The organism is Bartonella sp. AC62GZZY (assembly GCF_042196525.1).
Taxonomy (GTDB): Bacteria; Pseudomonadota; Alphaproteobacteria; order Rhizobiales; family Rhizobiaceae; genus Bartonella.
This window is the reverse complement of the sequence record NZ_JBHIQN010000011.1, coordinates 27,000-45,471: the sequence shown is the minus strand read 5'-3', so window position 1 is coordinate 45,471 and position 18,472 is coordinate 27,000. Positions and strand designations below refer to the sequence as shown.

Here is an 18,472-nt window from a genome sequence, read left to right as displayed (position 1 = left end):
TGCTCTTTTACAAGCTAAACTTTCTCGATTATTTCCATAACGCCCATCTTTCAAATACTCCATTGATATTCAAACTGTTCTTCTGAGTAAACGTAAGCAGATCCTTTTAAAACACAAACAACTCGCTATATCGTTATTGATCAAATATAAGCCTTTCTTAGAAAAATATTTCATTTTGTCCTATTCTCTTCCCCCTTAACAGATATAAAGAATATCTTAAAAACTTTTAAGATTTATTTTTATCTTAATTATTTGATTTATAATGGATAATTTATTATTTTTTGCCTATAGAGTAGGCGCCTTAAATATCGTAAAATTATCTCATTTTAACGCCTTTTATCATCAATGAATCAAAATCATTTATGTGCATCACAAGGAGGATTTGTGTGTCGTTAAAGACGAGTAAAAAAGGAGTAAAATGCCTTTTTGAGCTCTCTTAAAGCAAAGGCTATTGCAACATTGGAGTTAGCAAAGAAAGTGATGCTGCCAGTTTATACTTTTTATTGCGTTATGGAAATATTCATTGACGAGAATACGTGATATTTTTCTCAAGATTTGTCACGAAAGAATTGTTCGATATGTATTGAGAGCTATCTTTTAAAAATAAATCCATAAATAAACAACACAAGTCTGTTTTAATTTTAGGCGTTTTATTTTTTTTGAAGGATATGCTCCTATAAAAAATGCAGGTCATAAAAGCAGGGACAATATGTGATCTCTCTTTTTTAAAAGATAGTGTAATGTTTTTGAAAGTCGTAAAACCGCATGACAAAGATGGAAACGGATTTCTTCCTTTCAGACTTCATATTCTTACTCAATGAAGCAGTCTTTTCGTTTCAGGAATTACTCAAATAGAATATGCAAGATTTTTGCTCAGGATACAAAAGCTGGAATGACTCGCTTTCATTCACCTTTATCTTTCTTAACATATATGCCGCTTGTGTTCGATTTGGATGTTGATTTACAAGTTACAGCGAAAGTACAAGCTTTATAAAGAAAATACGCTATAAAACGCGTAATAGAATGGTCATGAATTGGAAAGACATTTGGGCTTTGTCAGATATTATTTCCAATAATGATAGCGCTTATGGCTTTTTATTCTTATGGTGTTTTTACACATTCTTTGCATTACATCTGTAAAGGTTAGATGCAAGACAATGTATAGCCCCCCCTTGATTTGAGCGTAAAAAGTTGATGTGATACTCAGATTTTGGGTTGTCTTTATCAGTAGAAACATATTGAGATTGATTAAATAAGCATGCTCTGTGTATGCAATATTTTATTTTTTCTACATTCATCCGTGGTCTTCTTTAGTGAAAATTGTTTGGCAAAGGATAGGAGATAAAACAAACTCGAAGCATATCTCCATGGGTTTTATTCTTGGCTTTTTGAAACGATTGAGTTTTCTTATGAGGAGGCTAAAAACATTTTGAATCATGGGGGAGGGAGCAAAGTGGAGCTACAGCTTTGTCTTTGTACAGACTGTTGAGAGTAGAGTCTGTATTTTTATAGCAGAATGGTTAAGATATCTTCATTCTTGTTTTGTTATTAAGATAAAAAATTTTTTATAAAAATATGTTATGTTTTTCTATTGAAAAAAGTTATACGGTGGAGAGAGTCTTTTATATTGAGAATAGAGTTCTTTTTACATTGTGAAAGAACGTATGCAGGAAGGTAATTGATAGATTTCTGATCTGAGGGAAATATTTTTATCCATTGCGTTTTGTATATTTCAATTTTAGGAGAATGAACAATGATTATACATTGGGAAATTACATATTGGGATAGAAGGGGCCTTCATTGCCTTGCGGACAGATCCAAGTGATATTTTGGTTCGGATCTTTGATGTCGCATGTTTTACAATGTATGCAATTTGAAGCGTTTATCATATAAGTCAGATGATCATTATCCTCTAGCCACTCGTAGACAGCGGCGGGGCAATAGTTTGTGGAAGGTCCTCCGTAGATTGCATATTCAGAGTCCTTTTGCTTTTTTAATGAGGCTATTTTTAAATGGCAAGGTTGATTTTCTTCATGATGCGTATTGGAAAGGGCAACACTTGAAAGGCGATCAAAGGTTATAACGCCATCTGGTTTTGGGTAAGAAATGGGTTGAAATTTTTCTGCTGGTTCAAGGCATGCATAATCTTCCTTTCCATGGGAGAGTGTTTTAAATAAGGAAAATCCGAACAGTTGTTGCCACCACATATCAAAACCAGCAAGTTTAATTCCATATTTTGTCCCATATTTTGCCCAGAGCGGTTTGGCATTTCGCACTTTATAAAGATCTTTGCCAATGAGCCCTTTTCGCCATTGTTCTTCGATTTCTTTAACCTCATCATGGGCACGCCCTTGAGCAAGAGCGGTAGCGATTTTATCGGCAGCTAATATGCCAGATAAGATGGCATTGTGTGATCCTTTGATACGAGGAACATTGACAAATCCAGCAGAGCAGCCAATAAGTGCCCCACCAGGAAAGGTGAGTTTTGGTACAGATTGCCAACCTCCTTCGCTGATAACACGTGCACCATAGGAAAGACGCTTTGCACCTTTAAAGATTTTATAGAGTTTTGGATGTGTTTTAAAACGTTGAAATTCTTCAAAGGGAGAAAGATAAGGATTTTTGTAATCTAAGTGCACAACAAAACCGACAGAAATGATATTGTTTTCTTGGTGATAAATAAAGCCACCACCACCGGTATTATTGTCTAAGGGCCAACCCGTGAAATGTTGTACTAAACCGCGTTGGTGTTTGTTGGGATCAATTTCCCAGAGCTCTTTGAGACCAAGACCAAATTTTTGTGGTTCACGATTTTTGCTAAGGTTGAAATGTTGTATCAGTTGTTTTGCAATTGAGCCGCGTGCTCCTTCCGCAATTAAAGTATATTTTGCCAATAAAGCCATACCAGGCATATAATTTTTTCCAGGAGTTCCATCTTTGTTAAGCCCCATATCACCGGTGAGAACACCAATAATCGCTTTGTTATCGTTTTGGATAATCTGTGTTACGGCAAAACCGGGATAGATTTCAACACCCAATGCTTCAGCTTTTTTGCTTAACCAGCGGCAAACGTTTCCAAGCGAAACGATATAACATCCGTCATTTGATAAGATTTTGGGATGCAGAATATTGGGAAATATTGTAGCTTTTTGAGGCTTTAGAAAAAAAAACTGGTCATGGGTAACAGGGGTCGTGAAGGGATGATCATTGTCATTTCGCCATTCTGGTAAGAGTGTATCGATACCAATGGGGTCAATAACTGCGCCAGAGAGAATATGGGCACCAACTTCGGTCCCTTTTTCAACAATTGTGACAGAAAGCTCAGGATTAATTTGTTTCAAACGAATTGCGGCAGAAAGCCCTGCAGGTCCTGCTCCGACAATGACTATGTCAAACTCCATACTTTCACGTTGGTCATGTAGAGGTGTTTTCATGGCTTATAAAGCTTTCTCCAATTCTGGAATAATTTGGTGGAGATCACCTACAAGGGTGTAATCGGCAATTTGCATGATGGGAGCTTCTTCATCGTTATTAATGGCAACAATAATTTGTGCATCCATTATACCGGCTAAATGCTGGATTGCACCGGAAATGCCAACGGCGATATAGAGTTCAGGGGCAACTACCTTTCCTGTTTGTCCAATTTGCCAATCATTGGGAGCATAGCCTGCATCCACTGCTGCGCGGCTGGCACCTAAAGCAGCATTTAATTTGTTTGCAAGAGGAAGAAGCAGGGCCATAAATTTCTCTTGAGAACCAAGACCACGCCCGCCTGATATAATAACACGGGCTGAGGTGAGATCAGGACGATCACTTTTGTTTGTCTCTGCTTTTACGAAAGAAGAAAGATTTGGATTGGGAGCTGGTGTTATTGTTTTAATGGGAGCAGAATTATTTTGGGAAGGCGTTGGGGTGAAAGAAGCGGTGCGAACTGTTATAATTTTTTTATAATCATTGGTTCGTACAGTTTCAAATGCATTGCCTGCATAAATTGGTCGTTTGAAGGTATCGGGTGAAAGAATGGCGGTAATATCTGAAATTTGCATAAGATCAAGAAGAGCTGCTACGCGCGGCATCACATTTTTCCCAGTACTGTTGGATGCTGCCATGATCACATCATAATCATTTGCTAACGTGAGAATTGTATCTGCCATAGGCTCGGCAAGTTGATGGGCTAAATAGTCTGCTTTTGCAATAAGAACTTGCCGCACACCATCAAGTTTAGCACTGTTTTCCGCTATCGTTTGAATTTTTTCTCCGCAAACCAGAATATCGATATCATTACTGAGTACGCGTGCAGCGGTGAGTACTTTTGCTGTTTCTTCTGTATTATGATCGGCCAGTAAAAGAATTGCCATAAGTTTTTACCCTTTTATGTAAGTGTTGCTTTTACTCTAGTGGAGAGAATATTAAATGCAGTTCTTTTGTTTTAGCGCACTGACAAGCTCTCCTACATTAGCTACTTTAATACCGGATTGACGGGGTTTGGGTTCTTCAACGCTTAAAATTGTTAAGCGTGCTTTCGTATCGATGCCAAGATCAGTCAGCGCTTTTTGTTCAATGGTTTTCTTTTTTGCTTTCATAATATTAGGGAGAGAGGTGTAGCGCGGTTCATTGAGCCGTAGATCGGCGGTCATAACCATGGGAAGGGGAAGAGAAAGGGTTTGTGTTCCATTATCAACTTCACGAATAACTGTAGCATGCCCATTTTCTATGTTAAGATGTGAGGCAAAAGTTGCCTGTCCCCACCCAAGAAGAGCGGCGAGCATTTGTCCTGTTTGGTTGCTATCGTCATCAATCGCCTGTTTTCCTAAAAAGACCATATCAGGTTTTTCTTCATCAACTATGGCTTTGAGAACCTTAGCAATTGCTAAGGGTTCAAGTGTTTGATCCGTGGTGACAAGAAGTGCGCGATCAGCCCCCATTGCAATTCCTGTTCGTAGAGTTTCTTGGGCTGCTTCTGGTCCGATTGAAACAAGAATAACTTCTGAAATTTTACCGGATTCTTTCTGGCGAATTGCTTCCTCTACGGCTATCTCATCAAAAGGATTCATAGACATTTTTACGTGAGACAGATCAACGCCTGTGCTATCGGGTTTGACACGTATTTTGATGTTATAATCAACAACACGTTTGATAGCGACAATTATTTTCATGATGATCCTCTTTGTTGTATGATTACAAGTTTATAGCAATAGTCATAAGAAACAAAATTGTTTAGAATGAAGTCTTATTTATAACTTGTGTTTTCTTTCATATAAGCTTTTTTTACGTTTACTTGTACTTTCTTGTTGTCATTTTCAATCTTCATATCTTCTGCATTGCCATAATTGCCTTATTTGCTTGAATAAAAAGTAAAAAAATCACTCTGTCTTATGAGAATATTTTTTTCATTTTATATGCTCTGTTTATGATGGCGCATCAGGGGCTTTAGGCAATGAAAAAATTAAGTGAAAAAAATAAAAATGGGGGAATGATTTTGCTCTTCAAATCTTGAGGACAAAAAAATAGAGATTTTTCTTTCAAATATTTTAAATAAAGATTGGGGCGAAATATTTATAACAAAAAAGTTTTTGTGCGTTCTTAAAGCTCTATTTACTAAAATAGAGCACACTTTATTCATCATTTGTGCGATTCTTTTCAAAAAGGTTAATGAGGGGTAAGCGTTTGTGAATACGAAGGGTCATACGATCAACCAGCCGATCAATCAGGTTAGGAATGATAAATTCTCTTCTTTTATTGAACAGAAGGAGAGAACGGATGCGCCTATGGATGTAACGATGTCGGATATTGCTCAAAAATTACGCACTGTTCATGCACAAATGCAAATGAAGCATTCTTCCCGTTCTTTGATAGAGCAGGGGGCTTTAGAAGAGCATTTTAAATCTTACTTAGATGATATTAGTCGGGCCATTTTGGCTGAATATTATATCCGTCGTCAAAGAGAAAAAAAGCTTTTCGAATCTTTAGAGCAGATTAAAACAATTGTTCAAAGTTTACAGAGTGAAAAAAAGAGCTTAGAAGAAGCAGCGGTAACACGACCGGTGTCTCGTTCAAAATCACCTGATTCTGTTGTACAAAAACTTGCTCATATGGAATATGAGGGAAATAAAGAACGCTTATCACTTCAAAAGGTTCAAAATTTTTCGAGACAAAACGGTATAATTCCACTCCAAACAAATGTTAAAAATGTGGCGCAGAAAGAAAATAAAGGCTCTTTGCCAAGTGATACTATGAAGCCTTCTTTTAAAAAGGTTGAGGGAGCCGTAGAGTGTGCTTCGATAGAAAAAAAGGATATGGGTATTCAGGCACCTAATCGTGGCATTGAGAACGATTTTTCTTCTTTAAAGGCGCAGTCTCAAGAGAGTGTTTCGTTTTTATCTCATTTGGTAAAAAAAAGTGTTCTTTGTTTTTTAACCGTTGCATTTATGGTAGCGATAACGTTATGTCTTTACAGCGTTTTAAAAGGAGCGCGTTTTTTTTAGTTTTTATGATGTTGATGTTAATAGATATGAAATGTATTGCGCATTCGTGGATTATGCGAAAGTTGTATAGCAATTAAAATTATCCTTTTAAACACGCAACAGAGATTATTGGAAAAGAGGATAATTGGAGAAAGATTCTCTCAATTGTTAAAAAGCCTCAGATTATCTTGAAGGTTCTGTAAGTGAGTATTTATTTACCAATTGCTGAAATGTCTCTCAATATGCTGATTTTGATTGGTATGGGAGTCGTTGCTGGTTTTTTTTCTGGTCTTTTTGGAATTGGGGGCGGTTTTCTTATCACTCCTTTATTGATTTTTTATAATATCCCTCCTGCTATTGCTGTTGGAACAGGTGCAAATCAGATGATTGCGTCATCTGTAACAGGAGCGATTACCCATTTTAGAAGACGTACGCTCGATATCAAACTTGGTATTCTTTTGGCGATTGGAGGAGGGGGGGGATCTTTAATCGGGATTCAGATTTTCTCTGTTTTGAAAAAAATAGGTCAATTAGACTTAATGATTTCTCTTCTTTATGTGATTCTTCTTGGAAGTGTAGGAAGCTTGATGATTGTTGAAAGTTGGTATGATATGATGCGCAAGCGTAAGGCAGGAAAAGCCAATATTCGTCTTGCTGGTCGACATAACTGGATTCATCGCTTACCGTTAAAAATGCGTTTTCGGACATCTATGATCTATGTCAGCGTTATTCCAGTTTTAGGGATTGGTCTCATTGTAGGGTTGTTGTCTTCTATTATGGGAATTGGTGGGGGGTTCTTTATGGTACCAGCATTGATTTACCTTCTGCGTGTTCCAACCAATGTGGTGATTGGAACTTCACTTTTTCAGATCACATTTGTGTCTTCTTTCACGACAGTTTTACAAAGTATGACTCATCAGTCCGTTGATATTGTCCTGGCTTTTTTATTAATGCTGGGAGGAAGTATTGGTGCGCAATATGGAACACGGGCTGGACGGAAGTTAAAGGCGGAACAATTGCGTATGGCACTTGCGTTTTTGGTGTTGATTGTGTGTATGCGTCTTGCTTTTCAATTATTTATACGCCCCGATAATCTTTTCTCTCTGGATATTCTTATGAGATAAAAATGGGTAGATTATTTTCTTTATGCATCATTACAAGTTGCTTTTGTTTTGTTTCTTTTTCTACATGGTCACATGTTGGGACGACAGCGACATTCGTTGATCAAGTTGATCACGAAACTGTTCAAATTATCGTAACAACAAATACGATTACTGTGGATGCAAATTTTGCTGGTCGTGATCTTTATATTGCTGGTGTTTTGGAAAATATTGATCCGTTATATGCTCGACAAAACCGTTATGATGTTGTTGTGAGCTTGGAGGGACAAGAGCGGACAATGGTGATGCGAGAAAAAAAACGTAATGCCGGTGTTTGGGTTAATACAGATTCTCTTATTTTTAAAAAGGTTCCTCTTTTTTACTCTATGGTCACAACACGTGAAATTGACGATATTACGAGTGTTGAAGATTATAAACGCTTGGGGTTAGGATTACTTTATTTGCCATTGCAGACGGATGAAAAAGATCAGAAAAAAATACAGATCTTTCGCGATGAACTTATAAAACTGCAAAAAGCCAAAAGCCTTTATTATGAGGAAGTAGGGGGTGTTCGTTTTGGTTCTGACACGCTTTTTACTGCACATTTTCGTTTACCAACCAATATTCCTGTTGGACATTATAAGGTTCGTGCTTATCTTTTTCGTGATGGTCAGTTTATTGATAGTACAACAACGACTCTTGAAATTGTTAAAGCACATATCGCTTATACAATTTTTTACGCAGCACATAAGTATCGTTTCTTATATGCTATTGTTGCGGTGATCATTGCTGTTACCACAGGATTTTTATGTCGTTTGATTTTTCGAAAAGACTAGCGCAAGGAAAATGTTGAGGCTTTTATTTTTTATGAAAAATGCGTAAGATAAGAAAGATAGGCACAACAACAATCGCTCCCGTCATGGTGATATGAAAGAAGTTTGTGAGCGTTATAAATCCTGTTGCCCATAGAGACTGAAAAAAATCTATAATTTTCTGTATGAGACTTTTGGGTGTCCATCCCAAAAAATTCATTATGATGCCAATAAAAAATGAAAGGATGAGCAATTTTAAACTAACATGGTGGCTTAATGTGCCTCCAAGAAAAGCACGAAAAGAATCTGACAATTTTTTCTTTCGGTTCATTTTAATATACTTTCGAATATCTTGTTTTTTATTGTATCATCATAGTACAGTGATGTCATTGTCATAAAGGAGAAAGATTTTTTATTTTTTCTTACTTTTTTGGAGTGCATCACTTTAGTACTGGTGTAATATCAGTGCTTTAAAATATACGCACGTTCTCTTGCTTTTTTGCGATATTTTCATGGCGCTTTTTTCATTAAATGAAGAGATATCCTTTCGTTTCTGAGAATTTGTAGGGGAGTTCTTGTAGCGTTTCGATATTTCGTATTAGGATAAGAGTTCTAGTCTATTGAAGATTTTATAACGGATTTATTATTGTTGTGTATTGAAATAATATTTCAAGGCATTTTACTTAAAAAAAGACTATCTATTCTGATAAGGGTATGCTTATATAGGTATTATATTTAGGTATTTCAACCTTAGTGCATTGAAAAGATATTTTTTGCTGAAAAAATGTAAGCAATGAAGTAAGTGTTGTTAGAGGAGCAAAGGTATTTAAAATACGATGTGGAAAAAAGTTTTGTTATGTGCGGGTGCTGTAAAAGAATATCAGGGGGTGGTGCCCATGCTCCTTTTATTGAGAAATAAAATATAATTTAAAAGCTGTTATTTGGCAGAGGATTATGGAAAAATTCAAAATTCCTTTTATAGGGGGAGGCGTTTCATGTCGGTTAACGGATGAATTTTCCTGTTTTGTTAAAATATCAAATTGTTATTAAAGCTCTTTGTTATTAAGGCGCTTAAGCTAACGAGGAAGAGTCTTTTGATGGCATAAAAAGACGAGAGGAAAGAAGAGACACGCTTGCCCGACAAAAGAGAGAAAATAGTGGTTTTATAATCTTCAATCGTAGGCGTTATGACATCATGAATGGCTCTGTTATGGGGGAGCATTCATTGTATGTCAGAGTGTTTGTTGTTGCATGTTTTGGTTTGTCTTGGCTTATAGGTATGGGCAGAAGGCGTGGTTGGTAAGTGGTGTTGTTTGAAGGTTTTAATACTTTAGTTTGAGGCGCTTATGGATCATCTAACCTTATTATTAAGCATGTGCTTGTTGTGTGGGAAATTTATATAATAAACTTTAAAAGGAAAAGTCTATGAACTTGAAGAAAAAAATATTAAAGAATAGCAGCTCTCTTGTTTCTGCTTTTATAGCACTGGGGATGGTTGCACAACAGGTTTCAGCAAAAACTCCCGCTGACACCCTTGTGATGGCTTGGAATATTGATTCAATTAGTACATTTGATCCCGCTCAACTTAGTGATGTTTATGGAAGTGAAATTGTCCGCAATGTTTGTGATAGTTTGGTCAGTACCGCAACGGATGATCCTGCTAAAATGGTTCCGGCATTAGCTACACATTGGGATGTTTCAGGGGATGATCACAGTACGGTGATTACTTTTCATTTGCGTGATGGTTTGAAGTTTAATGATGGCAGATCAGCCAATGCCAATGATCTTGTTTGGGGTATGAAGCGGATTGTCAAATTGAAGATGACCAATGCGGCAATTTTTAATGAATATGGAATTACAGAGCAAAATGTTGATGATGCTTTGCAAGCCCCAGATAAGAAAACAGTGGTGATGAAATTTGATAAGCCTTATCCAGCAGAGCTTATTCTTAATAATATTGTTGCAAGTCCAGCAACAGCTTTGCTTGATCGTAAGACAATTATGAAGCACGAAAAAGATGGCGATCTGGGAAATCAGTATTTGAAAAGTCATGCTGCTTGTGTTGGTCCTTATCAGTTAAGCAGTTGGCGCCCTGGAGAAGCTCTTTTGTTACGTGCGAGTTCCCATTATTGGGGCGAGGCGCCTAAATTGAAGCAGATTCTCATTCGCCATGTTATGGAGCCTGGAACACAACGTTTATTGTTGCAAAAGCATGATATTGATGTTGCTCGTGATTTGTCCCCTGAAGATCTTGCAGATCTGCAAAAAACAACAGATGTTAAAATCGAAGAAGTGTTAGAGCCATCCATGATGTATTGGGGATTTAACATGACAAATCCCATTTTTGCTAAGGAAAAAGTACGCTTGGCGATGCGTTATCTTATTGACTATGAAGGTCTTGGCAAGAAGCTTCTCAAAGGGATTGGTGTTCCACGGGCAAGTTTTATTCCTCTTGGTAACTTTGGGGCTCTGGATGAAAAAGAAGGACAACCCTTTACATTTGATGTTGCAAAAGCCAAGCAGCTTTTAGCAGAGGCCGGTTATCCGAACGGATTTGAGGCAAATTTTCTTGTCTCAAATGCTCCTTATAGGCTGTTGGTTGCTCAGTCACTTCAAGATAGTGCCGCACAGGCGGGGGTGCGTCTTAAAATTGAGCGTTTGGCAGGTACACAGTTGTTTTCCAAACTTTATGCTCGGGCTTTTGATACGATTTTTGTCGGATGGAATAACGATTCTGCGGATCCCCATACAATGGCTTCACGTCTTGTTTATAACCCTGATAATCGGTTTGAGGCAAAAAATACCGCCTATCCTAGTTGGCAGCATGGGTATTTTGATGCCAAGATGAATCAAAAAGTTGAAGAGGCGTTATTTCAAAAAGATCCACAAAAACGAGCGCAACTTTATGCTGATTTACAACGTGAACTGATGCAAAAAGGACCTTATGCGTTTATCTTTCAAAAATATAGCGTTATCGCGATGACACCTGATATCAAAAAGTGGGTTTGGAATAGTGCGCCACAAATTTTTTATAGTAAAATTGAAAAATAAGTGTGTCTTTAAATATTGTAAAATACAACAAAAATGAAATCATAATAACTTCAGCGTTTTGCATAGTGTTCAAGAACTTTGTAATACGCTGGAGATCATGGGGAATGATTGGATATGTTGTTGAATATTTCTATTTTAAAAGGGATCTGTCATTTTCATTAAAGATGTGTTGGTATGGATGTTAAAACTGAATATTTCAACTTCTGTGAAGTGAAAAGTGGTAAATTTATTTGCTCAAAAATCAGTGCAACAAATGTCGCGGAATTTTAGCATTGCTGAAGAAGCAAAGACTTTGCAATGGTGAATAAAAGTTTTATTATGGAGAAGGTACGAGGAATATCAGTTTTTATGGTGTCTATGTTTCTTACTTTGAAAGATGGTAAGATGCCAATTGGAGGGTGTTATTTTACGGGGTGTGATGAGAAATTGTAAGTTTCCTTTTGAAGAAGGAATAAAAGTCGTTGTACTTGGCAAATTGATGAATTTTTCTGTTTGATCGAAACGTTAAATTATGATGAAGGCTTTTTGTTATTAAAGCACTTGAACCAACAGGGGGTGCTTTGATGACATTAAAAAAACGTCAGAAAAAACAAGGGGAAACTTGTTTAACAAGAGAGAAAAACAATAGAGGTTTGTTAGTCTTTAATCGTAGCATTATGCTCTCATGAATAGGCTCTGTTACTGGTAAGCGTTTATTGTATAGCAAAAGTGTTTGCCATTGCACGTTTTGGTTTAGCTTATAAGGGTGGGCAGGAGGAGTGATTGGTAAGTAGTGATATTTGAAAGTTTGAATACTTTGTTTGAGGCGTTTATGTATCGTCTCATTTTATTATTTAAATATGTTTGTGTTGCGTGGAAAATTTATACAATAAACTTTAAAAGGAAAAGTCTATGAGCTTGAAAAGAAAAATATTGAAAAGGAGCAGCTCTCTGGTTTCTGCTTTTATAGCACTGGGGATGGTTGTACAACAGGTTCCAGCAAAAACACCCGCTGATACTCTTGTGATGGGGTGGAATCTCGATTCAATTAGTACATTTGATCCAGCGCAAATCAATGATCGTTATGGGAATGAAGTTCTTGTCAATGTTTGTGATAATTTAGTTGACCCCGCTAAAGATAATGCAGCTAAAGTTATTCCTTCTTTGGCCAAAAGCTGGGATGTTTTAAGTGATGATCAGAAAACGGTGATCACTTTTCATTTGCGTGATGGTTTGAAGTTCAACGATGGTCGTTCTGCTAATGCTTATGATCTTGTTTGGAGCATGAAGCGGGTTGTTAAATTGAAGATGGCTACTGCGGCGACATTTAATGAATATGGTATTACAGAACAAAATGTTGATGAGGCTTTTCAAGCACCGGATGAGAAAACGGTGGTGATGAAATTTGATAAACCTTATCCAGCAGAGCTCATTCTTAGCCATTTTGCCACTAGTCGTACTCTTGCCTTGTTGGATCGAGAGACAATTATGAAACATGAACAAGATGGTGATCTGGGAAATCGGTATTTGGCAAGCCATTCTGCCTGTGTTGGTCCTTATCAGATAAGTAGCTGGCGTCCTGGAGAAGGGATTTTGTTGCGTGCAAGCTCCAATTATTGGGGTGAGGCACCTAAATTAAATAAGATTTTAATTCGCCATGTTGCGGAGCCTGGAACACAACGTTTATTGTTGCAAAAACACGATATCGATGTTGCACGTAATTTGTTGCCAGAGGATTTAGCAGATCTCCAAGCTACAACGGATATTAAAGTTGCAAGAGTATTAGAGCCATCTGTAATCATATGGGGATTTAATGTGACGAATCCAATTTTTGCCAATGAAAAAGTGCGTTTGGCGATGCATTATCTTATTGACTATGAAGGACTCGGTAAGACGCTTCTTAAAGATGTTGGTGTTCCACGGGCAAGCTTTATTCCTCTTGGTAATCTTGGAGCTTTGGACGAAAAAGAAGGACAACCCTTTAAACTTGATCTGCAAAAAGCAAAGCAGCTGTTAACTGAGGCTGGTTACCCAGATGGTTTTGAGGCCAATATTTTTGCAGGGGCATCTCCTTATCCTTTTGCTTTGCCTATTGCTCAGTCTCTCCAAGATAATGCAAAAAAAGTGGGAGTGCGCTTTAAAATTGAACGTTTTGTGGGGACGCAATTATTTTCAAAACTCTCTGCACGTGCTTTTGATACGATTTTTTTCGGATGGAATAATGATTCTGCTGATCCTCATACAATGGCTTCACGTCTTATTTACAATCCGGATAATCGGTTTGAGGCAAAAAATACCGCCTATCCTAGTTGGTGCCATGGGTATTTGGATGAAACGATGAATCAAAAGGTTCAGGATGCTTTATTTGAAAAAGATCCACAAAAACGGGCGCAAATGTATGCTGATTTGCAACGTGAATTTATGCAGAAAGGACCCTATGCTTTTATTTATCAGACGTATCATACGATAGCGATGACACCTGATGTCAAAAAATGGGTTTGGAATAGTGCTCCACGTATTTTTTATAGTGCAATTGAAAAATAAGTGGATTTTAATGCTGTAAAATACAACAAGAATGAAATCATGATAACTTCAGCGTTTTGTATGGGGGGTAAGAATTTTGCAAAACGTTGAAGCTTATCGGTAACGCATTGATATGTTGTGTATAGAATGTAATTTCAAGATACGCTATTTAAAGAGCTCTTTTATCCTATCACGCCATAAAACACTGTTGTTTAGAGCGGTGATATAAGGCATGAAAAGCTTTACATATTAAGTGTTTTTAGATACCGTGATCAGTACAGGGCATGGTTTGGGCTGTCCGCGCCTATGCAGGAAACCGCATGAGTGGTCAGCAAGTGGAACTTGCCCCGTGAGAAGCTAGTCCGGTGGATTGGTAGAAATCTCCATCCTTTGAGATGTTGGGAGGAGGTTAATTTCATTAAAATTAAAAATGTGTTTGTGTGAATGTTAAGACTTAATATTTCAATTTCTGTGAATTGAAAAATGGCAAATTTATTTGATGAAAAAATAAGTGCAACGAATGTTGCGGAATTTACTGTTTCCGAAATAGCAGGGGCTTTAAAGCGTGTTGTTGAGGAGAAGTTTGGTTATGTACGGGTGCGTGGGGAGATATCAGGTTACCGTGGTGCTCATGCTTCAGGACATGCTTATTTTGCTTTAAAAGATGATAAGGCGCGGTTGGAAGCTGTTATTTGGCGTGGAGTGATGGAAAAGCTCAAATTTCCTCCTGAAGAAGGGATGGAAGTGGTCGCTGTTGGTAAACTTACGACGTATCCAGGATCATCAAAATATCAAATTGTCATTGAAGCTCTTGAACCAACAGGGGTTGGTGCTTTAATGACACTTCTTGAAAATCGTAAGAAAAAGTTTTTAGAAGAAGGCTTATTTGATGAAGCAAAGAAAAAAACTTTGCCTTATATGCCCCGAATTATAGGCGTTGTAACATCACCAACAGGTGCTGTTATTCGTGATATTATTCACCGTATATCCGATCGTTTTCCTTTGCATATTTTGGTTTGGCCTGTACGTGTTCAGGGGGAAACAAGTGGGAGGGAAGTCGCTGCTGCTGTTGAAGGTTTTAATGCGTTGCCTTTAGGAGGCGTTGTTCCTAAGCCTGATCTTCTTATTGTTGCGCGGGGAGGGGGAAGTTTAGAAGATTTGTGGGGATTTAATGACGAAGCCGTTGTTCGTGCTGTTTATAACTCTTCTCTTCCTGTTATTTCTGCTGTTGGGCATGAAACGGATTGGACCTTGATTGATTATGTGGCTGATTGGCGCGCTCCAACTCCCACAGCCGCAGCAGAGCGGGCTGTTCCTGTTAAGCTTGATCTCGAGGTGCTAGTGGCATCGCTTGGTGCACGTTTGCGTACGGGACTTGCGCGTTATTTTGATTTTTATCGACAAAAACTGCGTGCTACTCTAAGAGCTCTTCCGACTGCTGATCAACTTTTTGCTCTACCACGGCGAGGTTTTGATGAAATTTCAAGTCGTTTGCAGCGTGCTCTTTGTGTAAGCTATGATAAAAAACGTTTTTCTTTTTATGCACTTGATGTGCGTTTTTCACTGCGTTTACTTAATACTGAAAAAGCAGAACACAATATGAAGGAATATACTGCACGTCTTCAGCGTGCTTTTGTGCGCAATGTTGAAAAACAACGGGCTGGGTTAGAGGTAGCCTCTAGGCTTTTAAGAAGCACTTCGTATCAGAATATTTTGGAGCGCGGCTTTGTTTTGGCTTTGGGGAAAGAGAATAAGCCCATCAAACGGTTGGTACAGATTCCTGAAACGGGGCAAATAAATTTACGTTTTTTTGATGGTGATATCAGTGTTGCAACACAAGAGCCTGTTTCTGCTAAACGTTCAAAACACAAGCAAATAAAATCGTCTAGCGATGATCAAGGAACCCTCTTTTGAATACAACAACATATTGATTTATATTAGCTAATTTAGCACTATTCATATTGAATTAGAGCTCCGAATAACGTATGATTCTCTCATTGCAAATATGTGTATCTTGAATCAATCAAAACCACTTGCTTGCACATTACAAGTGGGGGCCCCATGAGGGTAAAAACTGTACAAGAAAGGACTAAAAATGGCTCTTATGAACCGTTTTAATGCAAGGTCTGTTGCAACATTGGGAGATGGCAAATATAATGATGGTGCTGGCTTGCTTCTTCACAAACGTAAAGATGGGGACGCTCAATGGTTTTATCGTTATATCATTCATGGTCGACGCCGTGAAATGGAAGTGGGTGCTCTTTGAGAGATGTTTTTTTAAATGAGCCCGTGAATGTGCAACTGGGTGGCGTTCTGTTTTACGGTGAGTGCTATGCTTGCGGAAGGTCTTCTTAAGGGAGTGGATGGAAAAATTCGTTGCGCATGGGCTGGAACTGATCCACTTTATTGTGCTTATCATGATAATGAATGGGGAAAGCCTGTTGTAGAGGATATTTGTTTGTTTGAAAAAATTTGTCTTGAAGGTTTTCAAGCTGGACTTTCTTGGTTGACAATTTTAAAAAAACGCTCTTCTTTTCGCATTGCATTTGATCATTTTGACTTTGAAAAAATTGCTCATTATGATGAGTTAAAGGTGCAAATGTTGATGCAGAACAAAGATATTGTTCGCCATCAAGGAAAAATTCGATCAGTACTTAATAATGCACTTAGAGCACAAGAAATTATAACAGAGTGGGGGAGCTTGACCCACTATTTTTGGTCTTTTCAGCCACCACAATCAGAACATTATGAAAAGATAGACTTTCAAACACTGTCGGCTCATCCCATAACACCTGCTTCTCTTCGTCTTTCTCAAGACTTGAAGAAACGTGGTTGGACATTCGTTGGTCCCACAATTTGTTATGCTTTTATGCAGTCCGTAGGAATTGTTAATGATCATCTTGAAGGATGTTTTTGTCGATAAATTGGCAAACTTTCTTTTATAAGAGTAATGATTAATAGGATAATAATTGAATTATTTAATAAATGTATAGATTATGCACTCCACTGTATAAGATAATTGAAATATACAAACTTATACAAGATTGATGATTTTTTACGGTTGTTGGCAATCAAAACGACAAAGCGATAATTTTGAAGATGAAAAAACAGATGCAAAAAGAAGTGATATCTAATTGTCATGTATTTCGAGTTAGATAATGGTAATGTCTTGTATATTTTAAAGAAACATCTAGTTACACCAAAGCCCATTTTGCAACGCTGTTCGTGAATAGTATGATAGTAAACCCATTGTGCATTCCATCTTTAAGCTTATGAAGGAACAAATCGGCATCATCACACATTTACTAGCTCTCAATGTTGTGCAACAGTCTTTAGCATTGGTAATGGTCTCAGAAGAGGTGTTTTTATTTCTGTTAATGACATGACCGTTATAATTAATGAATATTTTATTCATGTTTATTGACGAATGCAAAGTGTTTTTTAGATGGGGTGCTGTTGTTGCATTCTTTTACTTTGCTTGTATGGCTGTTGGTTATTTGTATATAGATCGATTGCTCAATGCTTACCTAAGCAATAAAAATGAAATGCAGCGATGAAAAATTGAAGTTAAATGACTCAAGCTGCTTGTGTTAGGTTTTATTATCTGATAGTTTTTCTCTATTAGAGTGTGATCTTGCCGCGTGTGCGCTCCAATTTTTTGGAAGATGATGAAGCTTATGCAAGTTTGTATCCACTACATTGCTTCGTTGAATCTCTGTATGTTTCCGCTGGAAACGAGAGTTCTATTGCGGTATGTTGTTTTCTGTTCTATCTTTATAGTGGTAAAGCAATGATGCACACTAAAGTTTAGAAGGGTTTATATTCGTTATGTCTTTGGGGGAGCGTCTAATGAGTTTTGTTTTTATCAATGGGGAGATACATTTTAGTGTATATTTTTTTGATTGTAAGCTTTATTATCTCAAAAGATAAAGCGTGGAGGGAATGATTCTTCTCATTTTTCCTTTATCTTTGTTAACGCGTTTGGTTTTGTTGGTAAAAACGTAAAACTTTTGGCACTTAGTTTTCAAAAGATTAAGCAGATTTTTGTGGGGGTGGCGTTTTAGAAAAGATATTTTCTTATGTCTTTCTGCTGTTTCAGTGCCGTTTTGGTCATGTAATAAAGATGCGTCGTATCTTGAAATTGAGTGTTTGAGGGGGATGACTATTTTTAAAGTTTGCATATTTTATTTTAAATATCGCCTAAAGGAATAGAATAATGAATTCATAAATTGTTGCGTAATGATTTTTTAAAAGCTCACTATTTTTTTTGGGCGACAAGGCTTATTGATGATTAATAGGGAACTGATATAGTGCATTATCATATGCAAAGATGTTATGAAAAGAATGTAATACTGGTTAGCAAAACATATATTGCATGTTTGCTATGGTTTATTGAGACGTAAGTCAATGAATTTATGATGACTCTGTATAGGTGATTAGAAATATAGGCGATTAAAACGTATTTATTCAATGTTATAATTATAAATTTGCTATATTATTTCAGCGTCATTAATTGATAAAAAATAAATAAAGGGGAAAGTTT

Annotated in this window: 11 protein-coding genes and 1 pseudogene; 8 read left to right on the top strand and 4 right to left on the bottom strand. The window is 37.2% G+C overall.

The genetic code is table 11. The features are described from left to right. Window positions 1–1,772: 1,772 nt before the first annotated feature. Genes ACFIML_RS07120 through ACFIML_RS07110 form a run of 3 tightly spaced genes read right to left on the bottom strand, consistent with a single transcriptional unit; the run spans window position 1,773 to window position 5,156 of the window. On the bottom strand, window positions 1,773–3,434 hold the full coding sequence (locus ACFIML_RS07120) for a 4Fe-4S dicluster domain-containing protein (RefSeq protein WP_375615363.1): 1,662 nt from the start codon (window positions 3,432–3,434) through the stop codon (window positions 1,773–1,775). Between the two features lie 3 nt (window positions 3,435–3,437). Next, window positions 3,438–4,358: an electron transfer flavoprotein subunit alpha/FixB family protein gene (locus tag ACFIML_RS07115; protein ID WP_375608509.1), complete on the bottom strand. Its 921-nt coding sequence runs from the start codon at window positions 4,356–4,358 to the stop codon at window positions 3,438–3,440. Window positions 4,359–4,409: 51 nt separating this feature from the next. Next, complete coding sequence (locus ACFIML_RS07110) at window positions 4,410–5,156, bottom strand: electron transfer flavoprotein subunit beta/FixA family protein (protein ID WP_375687758.1); 747 nt, start codon at window positions 5,154–5,156, stop codon at window positions 4,410–4,412. Window positions 5,157–5,669: 513 nt separating this feature from the next. On the opposite strand from ACFIML_RS07110, the gene ACFIML_RS07105 reads away from it, so the two are divergent. The 3 genes from ACFIML_RS07105 to ACFIML_RS07095 all read left to right on the top strand — a co-directional run bounded on the left by ACFIML_RS07105 (window position 5,670) and on the right by ACFIML_RS07095 (window position 8,400). Further along, entirely contained in the window at window positions 5,670–6,485 is an 816-nt protein-coding gene (locus tag ACFIML_RS07105) for a hypothetical protein (protein ID WP_375608510.1), read from the top strand. A gap of 182 nt (window positions 6,486–6,667) precedes the next feature. Next, window positions 6,668–7,588 (top strand): sulfite exporter TauE/SafE family protein, encoded by a 921-nt coding sequence (locus tag ACFIML_RS07100; protein ID WP_375687756.1) that lies wholly within the window; start codon window positions 6,668–6,670, stop codon window positions 7,586–7,588. 2 nt (window positions 7,589–7,590) lie between these two features. After that, on the top strand, window positions 7,591–8,400 hold the full coding sequence (locus ACFIML_RS07095; RefSeq protein ID WP_375607287.1) for a TIGR02186 family protein: 810 nt from the start codon (window positions 7,591–7,593) through the stop codon (window positions 8,398–8,400). Window positions 8,401–8,422: 22 nt separating this feature from the next. On the opposite strand, the gene ACFIML_RS07090 is transcribed toward ACFIML_RS07095, so the two are convergent. Beyond that, window positions 8,423–8,707: a DUF6460 domain-containing protein gene (locus tag ACFIML_RS07090; RefSeq protein ID WP_375607286.1), complete on the bottom strand. Its 285-nt coding sequence runs from the start codon at window positions 8,705–8,707 to the stop codon at window positions 8,423–8,425. Between the two features lie 1,094 nt (window positions 8,708–9,801). Here ACFIML_RS07090 and ACFIML_RS07085 point away from each other — a divergent pair. The 5 genes and pseudogenes from ACFIML_RS07085 (at window position 9,802) to ACFIML_RS07065 (ending at window position 16,852) form a co-directional block, all read left to right on the top strand. Then, complete coding sequence (locus tag ACFIML_RS07085; RefSeq protein WP_375687754.1) at window positions 9,802–11,427, top strand: ABC transporter substrate-binding protein; 1,626 nt, start codon at window positions 9,802–9,804, stop codon at window positions 11,425–11,427. 891 nt (window positions 11,428–12,318) lie between these two features. Continuing rightward, the gene (locus ACFIML_RS07080; protein WP_375607284.1) at window positions 12,319–13,950 is read left to right on the top strand and encodes an ABC transporter substrate-binding protein; all 1,632 of its coding nucleotides are present in this window, start codon (window positions 12,319–12,321) and stop codon (window positions 13,948–13,950) included. A gap of 462 nt (window positions 13,951–14,412) precedes the next feature. Next, on the top strand, window positions 14,413–15,843 hold the full coding sequence (xseA, locus tag ACFIML_RS07075; RefSeq protein ID WP_375614729.1) for an exodeoxyribonuclease VII large subunit: 1,431 nt from the start codon (window positions 14,413–14,415) through the stop codon (window positions 15,841–15,843). A 181-nt stretch (window positions 15,844–16,024) separates the two neighbouring features. Then, window positions 16,025–16,253, top strand: a pseudogene (locus ACFIML_RS07070) (Arm DNA-binding domain-containing protein); the annotation flags it as partial. 8 nt (window positions 16,254–16,261) lie between these two features. Further along, window positions 16,262–16,852: a DNA-3-methyladenine glycosylase I gene (locus tag ACFIML_RS07065; protein ID WP_375686698.1), complete on the top strand. Its 591-nt coding sequence runs from the start codon at window positions 16,262–16,264 to the stop codon at window positions 16,850–16,852. Window positions 16,853–18,472 lie beyond the last annotated feature (1,620 nt).

Bases quoted from the DNA above. Each gene is read 5' to 3' on its own strand.
- xseA (WP_375614729.1), top strand. From the start codon at position 14,413: ATGGCAAATTTATTTGATGAAAAAATAAGTGCAACGAATGTTGCGGAA.
- ACFIML_RS07090 (WP_375607286.1), bottom strand. From the start codon at position 8,707: ATGAACCGAAAGAAAAAATTGTCAGATTCTTTTCGTGCTTTTCTTGGA.
- ACFIML_RS07120 (WP_375615363.1), bottom strand. From the start codon at position 3,434: ATGAAAACACCTCTACATGACCAACGTGAAAGTATGGAGTTTGACATA.
- ACFIML_RS07095 (WP_375607287.1), top strand. From the start codon at position 7,591: ATGGGTAGATTATTTTCTTTATGCATCATTACAAGTTGCTTTTGTTTT.
- ACFIML_RS07110 (WP_375687758.1), bottom strand. From the start codon at position 5,156: ATGAAAATAATTGTCGCTATCAAACGTGTTGTTGATTATAACATCAAA.
- ACFIML_RS07065 (WP_375686698.1), top strand. From the start codon at position 16,262: ATGCTTGCGGAAGGTCTTCTTAAGGGAGTGGATGGAAAAATTCGTTGC.
- ACFIML_RS07115 (WP_375608509.1), bottom strand. From the start codon at position 4,358: ATGGCAATTCTTTTACTGGCCGATCATAATACAGAAGAAACAGCAAAA.
- ACFIML_RS07085 (WP_375687754.1), top strand. From the start codon at position 9,802: ATGAACTTGAAGAAAAAAATATTAAAGAATAGCAGCTCTCTTGTTTCT.
- ACFIML_RS07080 (WP_375607284.1), top strand. From the start codon at position 12,319: ATGAGCTTGAAAAGAAAAATATTGAAAAGGAGCAGCTCTCTGGTTTCT.